10 protein-coding genes are annotated in these 14218 nt (G+C 57.9%); all 10 read right to left on the reverse strand.

Annotated elements, in window-relative coordinates; genetic code table 11:
- Positions 1-14 precede the first annotated feature (14 nt).
- The 10 genes from ACE103_RS28215 to ACE103_RS28260 all read right to left on the reverse strand — a co-directional run bounded on the left by ACE103_RS28215 (position 15) and on the right by ACE103_RS28260 (position 14217).
- Positions 15-1421 carry a glycosyltransferase gene (locus ACE103_RS28215; RefSeq protein ID WP_375775717.1) on the reverse strand — a complete coding sequence of 469 codons (1407 nt, stop codon included), beginning with the start codon at positions 1419-1421 and terminating at the stop codon, positions 15-17.
- A gap of 56 nt (positions 1422-1477) precedes the next feature.
- A complete protein-coding gene (locus ACE103_RS28220) occupies positions 1478-2893 on the reverse strand; it encodes a glycosyltransferase family 4 protein (protein WP_375775718.1) in 1416 nt (471 codons plus the stop codon).
- Between the two features lie 52 nt (positions 2894-2945).
- Complete coding sequence (locus tag ACE103_RS28225; protein ID WP_375775719.1) at positions 2946-4271, reverse strand: glycosyltransferase; 1326 nt, start codon at positions 4269-4271, stop codon at positions 2946-2948.
- Positions 4272-5103: 832 nt separating this feature from the next.
- Positions 5104-6714 (reverse strand): glycosyltransferase, encoded by a 1611-nt coding sequence (locus ACE103_RS28230; RefSeq protein WP_375775720.1) that lies wholly within the window; start codon positions 6712-6714, stop codon positions 5104-5106.
- A complete protein-coding gene (locus ACE103_RS28235) occupies positions 6714-7844 on the reverse strand; it encodes a DegT/DnrJ/EryC1/StrS family aminotransferase (protein ID WP_375775721.1) in 1131 nt (376 codons plus the stop codon). Before ACE103_RS28235 ends, ACE103_RS28230 begins: the two co-directional genes overlap by 1 nt.
- Before the next feature lie 64 nt (positions 7845-7908).
- On the reverse strand, positions 7909-9063 hold the full coding sequence (locus ACE103_RS28240; protein ID WP_375775722.1) for a class I SAM-dependent methyltransferase: 1155 nt from the start codon (positions 9061-9063) through the stop codon (positions 7909-7911).
- Between the two features lie 51 nt (positions 9064-9114).
- Positions 9115-10170, reverse strand: coding sequence for an ATP-grasp domain-containing protein (locus ACE103_RS28245; RefSeq protein WP_375775723.1), 1056 nt, complete (start codon positions 10168-10170; stop codon positions 9115-9117).
- Positions 10167-10862 (reverse strand): metallophosphoesterase family protein, encoded by a 696-nt coding sequence (locus ACE103_RS28250; RefSeq protein WP_375775724.1) that lies wholly within the window; start codon positions 10860-10862, stop codon positions 10167-10169. The genes ACE103_RS28245 and ACE103_RS28250 overlap by 4 nt, the downstream gene beginning before the upstream one ends.
- A gap of 2 nt (positions 10863-10864) precedes the next feature.
- Positions 10865-13396 (reverse strand): GNAT family N-acetyltransferase, encoded by a 2532-nt coding sequence (locus ACE103_RS28255; protein WP_375775725.1) that lies wholly within the window; start codon positions 13394-13396, stop codon positions 10865-10867.
- Entirely contained in the window at positions 13393-14217 is an 825-nt protein-coding gene (locus tag ACE103_RS28260; protein WP_375775726.1) for a class I SAM-dependent methyltransferase, read from the reverse strand. The genes ACE103_RS28255 and ACE103_RS28260 overlap by 4 nt, the downstream gene beginning before the upstream one ends.
- Between the last annotated feature and the right edge of the window lies 1 nt (position 14218).

Consider the following 14218-nt stretch of genomic DNA (forward strand, 5'->3'; position numbering starts at 1 on the left):
TTGCCGCCCGATCATCAGGGAGTCGTCCCGGCGAGCGCACTGAGATCTTCCGGGGCAGGCTGCTTCGCGATCTGGAATGGATGCTGCCAATTCCTCACGAGGGGAATGGCGTTGCGCCGGGCTTCCTCCTGCTCCTGCTGGTACCGAATGCGATCGACGACAGCGGGCGGAAAGTTTGCAGTGTCCCGATAAAGCTGTCCAAGCCGCGCAGCGATCGCCGATATGCCGTGCCATCGCTCGACATAGCGCCGGCCTTGCTCGCCGATTGTGCGAAGGCTATCCCGATTGCGGATGACCCACAGCAATGCCTGCTCAAGTTCATCCGGAGTTGCGTTGATGATCGGGCATTCCTCCGGCGCTTCGACCAGATCCGCACTTCGCACGAAGCTGAGGACCGGCTTGCCGAGCGCCATCGCCTCGAGCGCGGTGTAGCCGTAAGCACCGCCGATAAACTGATCCGCCACGATGTCGGATTGGGCGAACAGCGCGAGAACCTGGCTGTTGGGAACGCCTTGTACCTTGCAGTATTCGATGTCGTATCCCTGCACCTTCAGCCTGTCGATCGTCCGCTCCAGGTATTTCGAGCCCTTGAAGTGCGTGTGATTTGGCGCGTGAGCGATGCGAAGAGGACCGGATGGCGGGGTATCCGGGAGAACTGCATCGAACCGATCCAGATCCAACGGCCAGTAGTTGATATGTTTTGCCGTGGGCATGTAGGCAAGCATGTCGCCGAGCGAGACCAGGGCCGTTACTGATTTGGTCAATTCGGAAACATAGTGTTGCCCCTCTGCGTCGTGACACGTGCAATATTTGGGCGGCTCCGTGCAGTCGACGCAGAAATTCCATTTGCCAAGAGCCAGAGTCGCAAGCCTGGTACGAACATCAGCACCGTAGGCATAGACATAGACCCGCTTGCCGGCCCGCCGCAAAGCCGCAAGCTCCTCGGAATTGATCTGCAAACGTTCCGTCGAATCAAGCAACCCGCGGTCGGCGAAGAAGTGAAACACATCATACCGAACCAGGGCCCATGCGAGCACCAAACGCTGGAACGCCCGCCCCAGGCCAAACCTCAGTGCCAGAACGTAAGGCCGTTGGAGATTCAGATCGAAGCGAGACGTTATGACGTAGGTTACGTAGACAAGAGAGGTCGATCGAAAGCCAAGCTCCCGATCTGCCCTGGCTTTGAGCTGCAGGGTCAGGATCGGCGTTACACCCCACAAGGTCCTCAGCCGTCCGCGCCGCATCCGCACGGCTTGAAGTCCTGGAGCGGCGTAAATCGCAAGCTCTAGAATGGCCTCCGAAAGTATGGCGGCGGCGCTGCGCACGACCGAGCTTGGGAGCTTTTGCTTGAGGGTCTGCAGCTTGTAGCGGACTATCGTCTCTCGATTCGGCGATCTCGCAATCGACCAGACTATGAGCATCCCCTTCCGAACGCTCCGAGGCAACACCAGCCGCGCAAGCGATCTCAGTCGATCTCTCATTGCCTGGATCCGGAATGCGGCGGTGTACTTGAAGAGAGGCTGTCGTAGATCGAGACGACCTTCTGCCACTCCGACCTTGCGTCGAGCGTTGCGAGAGTCTTTCGCGTGTTGGCGCCGAAGTTCGCTCGTAGCCGTTCATCCTGTACCAGGCGGTTGATCGATTCCGCGATCGAACGTGGATCGTAAGGATCGAACGTCAACCCGACCTCGTTCTCGACCACAAGGCGCTTCGCCTCGGGGTAGTGCGCAACGAGAACCGGAAGATCCGCCGCCAGGTACTCAAATATCTTGTTGGGGAGCGCAAAGGTGAAGTTACGACACAAGGCCGGCAACGTCCAGATCCCGGCATCCGCTCCTCGGGCGGCCGCGACAACGTCCTTCGATGGCACCGGCGGAGCAAGCACGACCCTGCCCTCCACGCCGGCGCGCTGCGCCAATGCCAGATAGTCGGGGCCAAATAGATCCAGAGCAGGACCCCGGATGACGAAAATACAATCAGGTGCGTGGGCTAGGGATTCAATAATCGGCTCGATCAGACGCGTCGGACCGGTTCCTCCCTGCCACAGCAGAACGAATGTCGAGTCCGGCAACCCCAGTTGCTGCTTCAGCGGCGGATACTCGCGCGACGGCGTGACCGCGATATCGGGAATGTTACGAACCACGACGGGACGGCTACCGCCGAGCTCGGTCTCCATTGCATCCGCAATTGAGTCACATACGGTGATCGTGGCTGACGCCTCGTTAAGACAACGAACTTCCAACTCCTGGAGCGCCCGTTTCCACTCGGCAGGATACGGCGCCCAGGCGGACTGGCCTGCGCTCCAATGTACATTCTCCGAGAACCACTCGTGGAAGTCGACCACCAGGTGCGCGCCTCGGCACTTTGCCGCCGCCATCGCGGCATAGGCGGTGGAGAGATCGTGCGCGTGGAACGCAAATGGCTTGCTCTTCACCGCTTCCAGGTAAAGCTGATCGGCAAGGTAACCCGGCTGCTCGCTCATGAACGTCGCCGCCGTCCAATCGGCGTACTGAATATGGACGTGCGGTCCCCAATCAAGATTAAAGGATGCCCCTGCCCCCTTCGAGGGCTCTGGACAAATCACCGTCACGTCATATCCGGCGGCGCCGAGCGCACGAGCTTCCCTTTCAACTCTTGGGTCGACACGCAGATCGGAGACGACAAGCATCACCACGTCGCGACCAGAAGCAGATCTCCCAATCTGCCTCTTTCGCGACTTATCTTCAGCCGCAGCACGCATCTCCGGAATTCGAGCTTGCGCGAGCCGCGCGCGACGAATCACATACCGCGTGATCGACGCATTCCACAGCCCGAAAAGGAAATAGAATACCGGCCGCAACGCCCGGAAAAGGGGAGGATACTGCTTGATGAAAGATGAGATCTGCTTAAGCATCGTTCTGTGGCAACTCTAAGAAATCAGCATCGGCGCCGCCGGGGAAACGCCATCACCACTGCCCCGCCAGCAAATTGCTGTACGCCTTGCACTGGACAGCAACGGTTCTTTCCGCGGAATGGAAGGTCGACATCCATTGAGAAGCAGCTTGGCCTCGGCCCTGTGAATCAAGAGGATCCTGGATGACTTCCCGCATTCGCGCGGCGCATTCAGCGACGTTCCCGGCCGCGAGCAACGGCGGTTCTTGACCGAAAAACAAGGCCGTCTGCTGCTTGTCGATGGCCGAAATCAACCGAACGCCCAACGCCATTGTCTCGAACCCCACGCCGCCGAGAGCAGGAACAACGAATTGGTCAACCACGGCATGCGATACGCAGTAGCGCTGCCACAGTTCACGTTTGGACATGGTCGGGATCCATTCAACCAGTTCGGACAGCCCGAGCTCCTCGATCAAATCCTTGCTGTCGGCGACTTCTTGGCCCCATTCGACGAATACAAGCTTGAAGTTTCTCGTCTCGCGCGCGACTGCGGCCGCTGCGCGGATGATCACGTCGTTGCCCTTCAGCCAGGAGGAATTTCCCCGCCTCCAATGGTGACGCGAGGGACTGAAGAAAATGACAGGCCCGCTTGTCGGAGGATTCAATTCTGGGCAAGCCTCGCGGAATGCGCGCAACTTGTGATTATCAAATGCGTGCGGAAGGTAGAATACCTTATCCTTCTTTAGTCCCAGCCGCTCGACCGAAGGCAGCACGTCCGAATTGGTTATGAACACCGCGGGCGCGCGCTGAAACGAGAAACGACAGATCAACCCGGTGAGATTGTTCTCGAACGGGATTTCACGCAGAGTTCCGTGCTCGTAGCAGCTAAAATTCTTGACGCCGTTGATCATGGGTATCAGCCCGTCGATGGCATATCCCTGAATGATGTCATAGTGTGAGAGGATGTCCTCGAACGGCCTTGGATGCAGCGTTAAATACTCCTCGCGATAGCTGAGCGATTGACCGTCGAGCTCGGCAGGATCCGTCCTAATTTCATCGAGCAATGTCTCAATTTCCTTTGCTCGCGTTACTGGATCGGACATTGAGCGCCCCACGCAGCCGGAAGCTGAGACCGGGAAGAGCTTGAGCATGGCTCGTTGCTGGAGCGCCAGGAAGCGGGAGACGAGCAAGCGGGTAAACGAAGACGACTTCTCCAGAATTCCGCCGACGCGGAGCCGATGAACATCCTCCCGTAGCGCACTGAGTGCGTCGCGAGCCTCCGCATCGACTTGCGGACCACGACGCGTAGTTTTCAACCATGCGACAGCTGAGATTCGTTCCAGCCAATTCGCCTCGGATCGGCCCGTCTTGGATTCCGGTCCGAGCACGCCATTTGCCACGAACGTTCCAAGCCACATTTTATACAGGCTGAGAGGTTGCCTGTTCCCGTCCGATGACCGAGCGCCCCCCCTGAGCCAGAGTAGGAATTTCAGATGTCTAGGAACATATTTGGCGAGGAAACCCTTACTGTCGCCGGAACGAGCATCCTGAAGGGCGGTCAACTCCAGTTCCAACCATTTCAAATATGCCGTGGTTCTCCAACCCGCGTTCTTGGCGCGAAGGTATTCAATGCAAAGCGCCGATGGACCTTGCACAAACCAACGGGGTCGCTTCCATCCTTTCAGACTTGTCGCCCACCAGTCTGGTCTGAAATGGTCCTGTCCAAGTGCGGAGGGCCCCTCATGTACTGCATCCTCCCACTCTGGACATCCCATAATGTGGTAATAATTGTAGCAAAGCACGTCTGCTTCGATGCCGAAGTTTCGCTGAATGCAGGCGTTGTTGTAGGCATTGTTGGCTATGTTGCCGATGTGAAGAACACGAAGCGGCCGCCCCGCTCTTTTCCGGAATGCCGCAACGAAGTCGCGACCTCTCTTATTTAGCTCTCTAATTTCGTGTGATGTCATCTTATCAGTACTAGCGCCTCATCATCCAAATATTCTGGTGCGGACGTTTCTGTCCGAACTTGGAAGTGCCACGCCATGCATGAACCCGGAGATCTATGCGTCTCGAAGACCAACTCAAGGACGGGACCTTGACTGCCCCTCGGTCACCGAAACATGGAGAAGTCTTCAACCCACTGGACGTTGAAAAGATTCGCGGTCCTTGCGCCTTGCAAAGAGCCTGTCGAAAGGCGTGCGCCGCTCATAGACTGTGAACCGATGGCATCTGCTATGGGTCGACGTAGTGAGGAAAAGGCGGAGCCGATGCAAGTTGATCTGCATGGTATTCTAGCTCTTCCTTGGAAAGCGGCTCGAGCAACGGCGAGCCAGAAAATGATAACGGAATCCCAGCTGCTATGGCTTCCAACAGCACGCGGTAAACCTTAGACCATCTTTCCGACGATTGTGCCTTGATAAACCAATCTCGCGTCCGCCTTCCAATGCGCCGGCACAACGCACGATCGCCGTAGAGAGCGCTAAGATGCCCTTCAACGTCCAAGCCATTCTGTGCATGTAGCACCGGTGGCGCTCCGACGTCGATGAGAGCATCATACTGCTCTCGCTCGATTCTCATGATGATCGGCTTTCCGCAAGCCATTGCTTCGAGCCCTGATGCACCATAATAGCCCAGAACAAACTGTTCGATCGCTACGTCCGCTGCACGCAGATACCGCACGAGCCTTTTCTTGCCGACGGTTGGCAGGAAAAGAACCCGATCAAGCAAGCCTAATTGCTTGATCTGGTTCCGCGCAAACTCCAGATCATCCCCCCAACCCAGGACAAGTAGTCTTGCTTGCGGAGCCTGCGACGCGAAACGGGCAAAGCCGTCGAGAGCGTGCTGAGCCCCCTTCCAGTAGCGATCCATTCGCATCGACGTCAAAACGAAAAAATCGCCTCCTATGCGGTCTTGCCATTCAGATCGAATGTCCGCGCTGTCACCGGGACTGTAAACGTCCTCATCGAGAGGCAATGGAACGTAAAGCAGATTATGCAGGCCGTAGCGGCGAGCGTGCGCGAGCGTAATCGGGTTCGACACAAGCACCGCATACGAGGCGCCAATCGCCTTGCGGGTCAGGATGCCAAACGCGTCATTTCGCGACGCTTCGAACCAGATCTCTCCGCCAATCTGTCCAAACAGATACGGGCGGCCCGAAAGAAAACCAAGGAACGGAAATTGCGAAACCAAAAGGGCGTCGTACTGCGATAACGCCGCGGTCGTCGAGAGATAAGGCATGTACTCGGGCCAAAGGAGAAGTTGCTCCGGCGTCACGATCATCCTTTCCGATTCCAGCAGCATAGGCTCCCAATTCGCCTCGGTTTGATACCGATGCACCCAATCTGGAGGTCGCCTCTGGAGAAGCCGCGCGCTTGGATCTTCTCCCAAGTCAGTTATCTCTCCCTCAAATTCTTCCCACGCCGGCTGTGCAAACACGAAATCGTCGTACGGATAGAGCACCAGATCTACGTCCAGGTTTCGCCGCCTAAGAGGCGTCGCTCGGATGTAGTTGACGTTCGCCATGTTTCCAACAAAGGCGTATCGATCCCTCCGCGGCTTCGATTTCGAAGAAAACGGACGAATCCATCGCCAGAGTCTCGCCTTTCGCTTGCGCGCCTCCAGCGCATCCTCGAGTTGAGCTAATCGCAATTTGCTATAGGCGGCGAAGCGCCGGATATTGTCTGCCTTCATCCAGGGATGCTGCCAAGGCGTGCGATCAAAACTATGCCACTCATCCCTTGGCATGCAGCCCTGGCCGGCCAGCGCCCACCGTGTCTCAGCGGGTAGAGTACGTCGATCCAGCGCCTCCCTGAGCGCCTTTCTCTCTTGGCTGGAGAGCGCCATTAGCCGACAGCTCGCAAAATCTTCACAACTTGATTCTGATCATCCTCGGTCATTCCCGGAAAGATCGGCAGTGTTATCGTCGTATCCTCCGCAAGCGCCGCGTTGGGGAACTGCTCCGGTTTCAAAGCATATTTGTTGGCGTAATATCCCAAGCGGTGAACCGCGTGAGTGCCAGGCCGGGTCTGAATTTTCTGGTTCGCAAGAGCAGTCATCAGAGCATTGCGACGCATGCGCCCACCTTCGAGCACGCGAATGACATATGATTGGTAGGTGTGCCCATCGAGATCCCCGCCCAACGGCCTGGCGATTGAATTCACTTCCGTCAGCAATTCGGAGTAACGACGTCCGAGACGTCTACGCTCCGACAGCAGCCGGTCTAGCTTGCCCATTTGCGCCACGCCGACCGCTGCCTGGATGTCGGACAAGCGCAAGTTGAAGCCGAGGTTGTCAAACGTCGCCATCGTCCATGGGCCGTGAGGCTCGATCGACGGATCCGGAGCGCCGGTGGCGCCGTGGTTGCGCTGCGATCGGACGCGCGCCGCGAGATCATCACGGTTGGTCGTTACCGCCCCGCCCTCTCCGGTCGTCACGGCCTTGCGCGGGTGAAATGAGAAACAGCCGATGTCGCCAATCGCGCCAACCAACCTGCCCTTGTAGGTCGTGCCGATCGCGCATGCGGCGTCTTCGATCACCTGAATGCCACGCGGCCGCGCAATGGCCAGGATCTCGTCCATCGGGGCGGCAAGGCCGAACAGGTGGACCGCGATGATCGCCTTCGTGCGTGGCGTGATCGCGGCTTCCAGCCGTTCCGGATCGATATTGTAGGTCGACAGATCGACATCGACGAAGACGGGCTTCGCACCGACGTATTCAGCCGAGTGCGCGCTTGTGACCCAGGTGAAAGCGGGAACGATCACTTCGTCTCCCGGCCCGAGCTTCAGGGCCATGGTCGCCAGATGCAGTGCGGCGGTGCAGGACGTGCACGCCAGCGCATGCTTGACGTCATGCTTCTCTGCGATGAGCCGCTCGAATCGTTCCGTGAGCGGCCCCTGCGTGACCCACTTCGAGTCGAGGCACTCTCGCAGCAACGCAATTTCAGCTTCGTCGAAACTCGGTTCTGTGATGTTCATTGGATCGCTACTCTCGATGCCTGGAATCCGGCGGGGAGTTGAGGGAAAGGTCTTTGACCTGACCTCAGGCCGAATACACTTCCACTCCGTAAGGTGCCAGCTTCGCCTTCACTTGATCGAAATAGACCGGGCTGATCGCCAGCGCCACGTGCCGGATCCCCAGTTCCTTGATCTTTTCGAGACCGCCCACCGGACGTCCGTTCAAGCCGCTTCCCCATGTGGAACGATTTTCATCGAGATAGGCCGCGATCTTCTCGGCGTCGAAGCCGAGGTAGAACGGCGCAAACAAGCCCGACGACCCCAAGCCGAAAATGGCGAATGGCTCGCCGGACGCATCGGCTGCCTTGCGGCACCGATCGATCGCATCCATCGCAACCTTGGCCACGTTTGCGTTCTGATCAACTGTGTGCCGATTGAGTTCTGCCACGTTCACCGTGTGCGGCTTCGGCGCAGCGATCTTCCTCAGCAGAACAAAGATCGGCACACCTGCCTCTTTCGAGGACACCACATCAAATCCGGCGGCGTGCGCGAGTGATTCCAATGTATGGAGGGTGAGCTTCGAAAGGTGGTCTGCGCAAAACAGATCGTTCGGATTCTTCGCAAAGTTGGGAACGCGAATGTAGAAGAGGCCCGCCTCCTTGAGGCGGCTGTGCGCCCACTTCAACATGTCGAGCGGATTCTCGACATGCTCCAAGACGCCCAAGGCGACGATCAGATCGAAGCTCGCCGCCTCGGCGTCGAAATCTTTGTAGTCGCAGCGTCGAAGCAGGGCGGAGGGAAATCTCTTCTGCAGCACCTCGAATGCCGAGCTCGGCTCGAATGCCGCCGCATGCCAGTCGGGAGATTCTTCAACAAAATGTCCCAGGAAGTCGCCCTTTCCGGCACCAATCTCCAGCACCGATCCGTCGGCCGGCAGATTGGTCATTTCCCTCAGGATCTGGTGCGTGCGTTCCGCTTGAGAGATGGGAGCCGGACCCGAGAAGCTCTGAATTGCCGCGTCCGGGCTCTTCATCATCAGATTGTAGCTGTCCTTGTAGAAGGCTTCGGCACGCCCCCGCGTCCCGCCGGCATTGAAGATGAGGCCGCATTCCTTGCACAGCCGATTGTCGAGGGATGCCTCGCGAAGCACCATCATGTCGGACGTGATGCAGGTCCCGGAGAAGGACGGATAGATATCACCTAGCTGCGTCGATTCGCATACCGGACATTGCGCTGTCATAAGCTCACTCCTTGTTGATCCGCTGCCGCCTGTCGAGTTCAGAACGCTCACTTAGCCAATCGAATGCTCTTGCAAGCCCCGCAGGATCGTCATTTCCTTGTATGGAAACCGCACCGGAATGTTCTCGCCGTAGACATCCCTTCGAACGAGAATGTCCGGCTCGTTGTATCCAGCCATTGCCCTCAGCGAGGTCGTTCCCGAAAATCTGGGATTGATCTCAAACGGAACGACGGCACCGTCCACGACACGGCACTGCACGTTGATCGGAGCTCTCGGTGAAAGCGAGCCGGCGATTTTCTCGCATGCGCTTCGCACATCAGGCCAGTCGGCAATATGTCCCTGCGAAATGCCGGTCGAGATCACAAGCCGCGATCCGAGATCGACACGCCCCGACCGGTTGGGGACCTGAGTACGGATCGTCAGGGCGTTGTTGATGACCCGCCTGATCGCAATCGAATTGAGGAGGGCGCCATCCGCACCGAACAGCACACCGACCGTATATTCGTCGTCCGAGGTCCCGATGTATTCCTGGATGATGAAGGCTTCAGACGTCGCAAGCAGATAGCGCGAGAAGGCCAGCAGCTCTTCGCGCGACTGAACGATGAAGACATTGGCCGACCCGCCGCCGCCGACCGACGGCTTGAGGATTGCCGGCAGGGTCTCCCATTGGTCGAGATCCGACAGATCGCGCACTTCCATGAAGCTCGGCGCCGACAATCCGCACGAGGCCAGGTGAGCCATCGTCTTCGTCTTGTCCTGACAAATCTCGAGAACGGTCGGTGGATTCACCGGCACGTACAGGCCGTCAGCCTCGAGCGCGGATCGCGCCCGGCTCAGAACAGCCATCTCGGGTTCGGATCCATGAAAGACCGCAACACATTTTTCCGAGTGGGCCAGCGATCGAAGCTCATCCAGATACGCGGGGTGGCTCGCCCGCGGCAGTTGCACGAATTTGTTGACGAGGTTCCGGTTGGCGCACAGATCGCTCACGTCGGTGCCAACGATGTCGTACTCGAGCTCGCCCAACCGGAGGGCCTTGAGTATTTGCTCGCCGTGACCGCCGCCGCCGATCCCCGTCAGCAGAACCTTTGCGCGTCTACTCTTCAAGATTGCACCTCATTCGCTTTGAAATCGGCGCACCTCTCAAGCAGGGACGCGACCGGGGGCGCAAGCGGGTAACGCGACAGGACTCGACGACAGGGGCCCGAGATATCGAAGCGGATGATCTCTGCGGTCCGCTCAGCTTGATCGAAAATGCAGACCGATCCCCGAAGGTCACTTCCTCGCGGAAGGCCGCAACTCCCGACATTGACAAACAGCTTGTCCGCGTGCCGCCGCACAAAGGGATGATGCGTGTGTCCCATGAAGACGACGTCTGCGTCGTTCTCCGCATAGTCCGACAGGCTGCTGTCCGGATAGACGTAGCCCTCCAACGGGTCCTTCGGGCTGCCGTGAACAAACAGGATCGTTCCACGCTCATCGCGGACGGTCAGTTTCGACGGCCAGCTCCCGACAAAGTCGCGCTCATCGTTGCTCAGCAGCGCAAACGTCTCGCGATGACGATAGATCGCCTCACGGTCCGCAGCCGTCGTCTGCCGGACGAGCATGTCGTCGTGATTTCCTCTCACGATGTGGATGCCGCCCGACCGAAGCGCGCTGACAACTGCCTTTTCCGGGATGTACCCAACTGCGTCCCCCAGGAAGTAGATCACATCGGCTTTCGCGTCCGCCAGGATGGTCAACGCCAGCTCGAATGCGTCGATGTTGCCGTGAGCGTCGGACAGAATGCCGAAGCGCATGTTCAGCTGCTCCGCCGGCGCAAAAGCCGCGCCCAGGAGAAAGCCGGCCGCACATCAGGCTGGCGCTGCTCCGGACGCCTCTCGAACCACTCCAGGCATTCGCTCATCGTCCATGGAACGAATCCGTCGTCGACGACCTTGCGAACGGCGTGATGCATCCCGCGGGTCTTGTCGATATTCTCCGGATGCAGATTGACGACGATCACGCCAGGGACGCCGCTCTTCCGAATATCGTCCGCTAGTCCGAAAATGCAATCCGCCGATTGATCATCATTCCAGCCGTGCACGAACACGATCCCGTCGCCGATGGCGGTCAAGATGCTCCAGTGACCGGTAAGCTTGTCATCGAGCAGGAGCCTTGCGGGCAACAGCGAGCCGTTGAGCATACGGCCATCAAGCCCGGGCAGGTTTGAGCTCCCCTTCACGCCGTGCGCATTCCATGACTTGGCATGCTCCCAATACCCGTCGTTCAGAAATCCATGGTTTCGTACAGTCCGCGTGTCTTCTCCCGTCAGCTGCTTGAACCAGTTCGCCTGCTCCGAGAAGAGCTCGGCATATTTCTCCGGCTCTTCGAGCGCATCGGGATGCAAACCAAGTTCAACGCATCCGCGCGACTTGAGTTGCACCAACGTCTCCGGCGTATGCTTGGTAAGGGGATGAAGAAAATATGTAACCGGCAGCGGGCCGAGCGCTTCCAGCTGCTGGGCATACCGACCGAGCCCGGCCTGGTCGTCATCGCCCGTAATGACGATCGCACCCGGCGCGCCATTCGGCAACATCGGAAGCCTGGTCTCGCCGCACAGGCGCGTCAGCGCGTCCGACAGGGCTTCGCACCACCAGTCGGCATGCCGCTCACGCGGGTTCTCACCGGCAAGCTGGCCTTCAAAGAGATAGTTTGGCCGCTCACCGGCAATGCCCCACAACGGTTCGGTAGGCCGCTTGTTGGCGGCCGCAGGATCGCCCTGGCGATACCGAACGAGGTCCGAGACGATATCGGTGCCGACGAATATCAGCGCCCCGCCTGCGGAGGTGCGCAAGCTGAGCCAGGCAGCTCGCCCTTCGTCATCGGTGACGACAGGCACGCCTTCCGCGGCCACAAATCGCATATACGAGTGAAGTGTCCGCAGCCTTTTCCAAGGCTTCTGCCCCGCCATTTCGGCCCGCAGGACCCGCGGAGAATCGACGGACCTCGCTTCCGACGTAACGGCGAACGCCTTCGCGAACCCAACGGCCGGCAACACGGCAACGACGGAGCCGCCGCGATAAAGAAACTCGGACGCTCGGCTCACATCCTCGCGCTGAGGACGGTACAGAACCAGAGGCTTGCCGTCCGTCGACGCCTCGGCACCAGGAAATCCGAAAACACGTAGAAGGTGGGCAACAAATTCACCACCGGCTTCGGCTGGGATCGCAGAAACTGGCCGCAAACGACCTATTTCGGCAAGTCGTTCCTTTAAGGCCTCGAGGTTTTGTAGATACCGCTCAGGCCGCCGGAAAAGGCTTCCCTGGATAATAGGCACTGACCTTGATCCAAACTTCGTCTTGAAGCTTGAAACCCGAGATATCGGCCACTCGCGAGGAACTTCTGGAAAACTGGGCCCGAACCGATAGGTCCTTAATCCAGCGTTCTTCGCCCACAGTATGGCGCTCCAATGCAAAAAGTCGTTCGGCCTCAAATGCAAAGAGTTCGGCAACGACACGTTAGCAAAGTAGCTTGCGGCTCCTTTGTCCGTTAACAGTATGAGTCCCGCTACTCGGACAGTCTCAGCAAGTACGAATGCAATGTGGACCTTCCCCCTAGGTCCAAAGCAATTCAGGACAGAATAGTAGTAGTCGTCCTGCGGAATCGGTTCACCCGTCCTCGCGCTGGAAGCTTCCGCAATCGCCATATAATCTTTGAGCACAGCGACGTCGCTTGTTATCTCAAAGGCTAGATTTTGCTTCATTGCCTGGCGAACAGATGCACGATCCCGCAAATTCTGAAACAGAACTTCTGTCGGCGGCTCCAGATCAAGCAATTGATCGGCGTTCAGAGTTGCAACCCCCGGACAGGGCGCCATCCCTCCCGGGCCAAATGCAACCCCCAATTGGAAACCATAACGTTCGACCCAAAATGGAATCTCGTCGCGAGAACCGGATCTATTCCTGGAGGTCAGGTTGTGACTGTTAAGTTGTATCCGGTCGACATCATATACCTCCGCTAAGGCAAGGATCTCCTTCATCGCAGCGTGCTTGGCTGCATTCGCTCTACCGACGCTTAGGTCCGGAGGGAGCGCCAAACCGGTATGACGATGAATCCCCGAGTGCAACAATCGCTCACCGAGCGCTGTTCCAGCGCCTTCGCTCAAGAACAGAGGCTGGATCGCGACTACTTCATCATCGTCGAGGATCGCAAAAGACAGATTCGCGTTGACAAAAAAGCGCTCCTCAATCTCGATCCACGACGAACTGTGATTTAGCCAGGTATCGGGTGACGAATCGACAAACTGATCCCAGCGATCAGCTTGGAGAAGCTGGAATTTAACAGTCCTCATTTTGCAATGAACAACACATTGAATCGCGTCCCCCGATAAGGATTCAGAGGATGAATATCGACGACTTTGGTCTCGAGCTGAGCACGCTCTCCGAAGGAGATGAAGTCTTCCTTGTTAAAGCAATACGACGTGACTTGCGGCTTTACCTCAACAGATTGTTTTGCGGCTCCTCCAGCAAAGCCCAACGGACCGAGCGCTTTCCAAAACCAACTTGACTTGGGTTTGGTTTTGATAAGAGACGTTAGCGGCGGTCGATCTGCTTGCGCGAGAAAACCCGCCGCCAGTCTTTCCGCAATTTCTTGCGCCTCGCTGATTTTGCTTTGATCCGGAACAGATCCGATCAGCACACGCCCACCCGGTCGCACAACTCGAAGCATCTCCATGATGAGCGGCTCGGCGCTGGCGAAAGAAGGGAAGTTGGACAAGACATCATAACAGAACGCAGCATCAAACTTGCGGTCGCCGAATTGGAGACGCTCGCCCTCCCCCTGCATGAAGGTGGCATTCTGCAGCTTGAGCTGTCTTGCCACCTGTATTGGCGCCTCCGCGAGGTCTACACCTACGTACTTTGACGTGCAGGGTGCGACAAGCAAAGCGACCAGACCGGCCGCACACCCAACCTCCAAAACGGAGGATGCGTCGTTTAGATGCAGTAGACCTACGATGCTAGCCTTCATGTCAGCCAGCAGGTGTTCATCAGTCCAAAGTGCAGGATTTCGGCCCGCGATGTAGCACAAATCATCCAAGGTTGGCTCGCTCGCCACCTGTCGAGCGCGCAACTCAAAGAATGCCTCCAGTCTATCGCGCCAATCTTTGCTCATG

Source organism: Bradyrhizobium sp. ma5 (assembly GCF_042258955.1).
GTDB lineage: Bacteria > Pseudomonadota > Alphaproteobacteria > Rhizobiales > Xanthobacteraceae > Bradyrhizobium.

Bases quoted from the DNA above. Each gene is read 5' to 3' on its own strand.
- ACE103_RS28215 (WP_375775717.1), bottom strand. From the start codon at position 1,421: ATGCTCATAGTCTGGTCGATTGCGAGATCGCCGAATCGAGAGACGATA.
- ACE103_RS28220 (WP_375775718.1), bottom strand. From the start codon at position 2,893: ATGCTTAAGCAGATCTCATCTTTCATCAAGCAGTATCCTCCCCTTTTC.
- ACE103_RS28230 (WP_375775720.1), bottom strand. From the start codon at position 6,714: ATGGCGCTCTCCAGCCAAGAGAGAAAGGCGCTCAGGGAGGCGCTGGAT.
- ACE103_RS28235 (WP_375775721.1), bottom strand. From the start codon at position 7,844: ATGAACATCACAGAACCGAGTTTCGACGAAGCTGAAATTGCGTTGCTG.
- ACE103_RS28240 (WP_375775722.1), bottom strand. From the start codon at position 9,063: ATGACAGCGCAATGTCCGGTATGCGAATCGACGCAGCTAGGTGATATC.
- ACE103_RS28250 (WP_375775724.1), bottom strand. From the start codon at position 10,862: ATGCGCTTCGGCATTCTGTCCGACGCTCACGGCAACATCGACGCATTC.
- ACE103_RS28255 (WP_375775725.1), bottom strand. From the start codon at position 13,396: ATGAGGACTGTTAAATTCCAGCTTCTCCAAGCTGATCGCTGGGATCAG.
- ACE103_RS28260 (WP_375775726.1), bottom strand. From the start codon at position 14,217: ATGAGCAAAGATTGGCGCGATAGACTGGAGGCATTCTTTGAGTTGCGC.